This is a genomic window from Arthrobacter sp. ZGTC212 (genome assembly GCF_002929255.1).
Classification (GTDB): Bacteria; Actinomycetota; Actinomycetes; order Actinomycetales; family Micrococcaceae; genus Arthrobacter_B; species Arthrobacter_B sunyaminii.
Genome location: NZ_PJIJ01000045.1, coordinates 1 through 617 on the forward strand (window position 1 = coordinate 1; position 617 = coordinate 617).

Below are 617 nucleotides of genomic sequence, written 5' to 3' on the forward strand. Positions count from 1 at the left end.
GCAGCAGCGCTGTCCGGCCCCATCGCCGGTATGCTGCTCAGCCTCCACGGCGCCTTGGGCCTGCGCGGCTGGCAGTGGCTTTTTGGCTTCGAAGGCGCCCTGTCCGTCGTTGTGGGCATCACCGTGTTCTTCCTCCTGGACGCAAACATCAAGGACGCCAAGTGGCTCACCGCCTCCGAAACGGATGCCCTGTCCACGGCCATAGCCGATGAGGACGCCCAGCACACCACGGCCGACAGCGGAAAGATCAACCGCTGGAAGATGCTCCTGAACCCGCAGATCCTGCTGCTGTGCGGCATCTACTTCTCCGTACAGCTGTCCATTTACGCCAACACCTTTTGGCTGCCCAGCATCATCAAGCAGATCCCCGGCACCACCGACCTCACGGTCGGCTTCCTGTCCTCCATCCCCTGGATCTGCGCCGTGTTCGCCATGTACTTCGCCGCCAAATGGCAGGACAAAGCCAAGTCCAAGCGGCCGCTGCTGGTGATTGCACTCCTGGTCGCCGCAGTCGGCACCTTCGCGGCAGCCATCGCCTCGCCCGTCATGGCCCTGGTGTTCCTGGCCGTTGCCGCCATGGGTTTCAAGAGCGCTTCCCCGCTGTTCTGGACCATCCC

At 63.5% G+C, this 617-nt stretch carries 1 protein-coding gene; it reads left to right on the forward strand.

Going from position 1 to position 617, the window contains the following annotated elements:
- On the forward strand, nucleotides 1-617 hold a 617-nt coding region (locus CXQ89_RS17770), incomplete at both ends, for an MFS transporter (protein ID WP_146067304.1).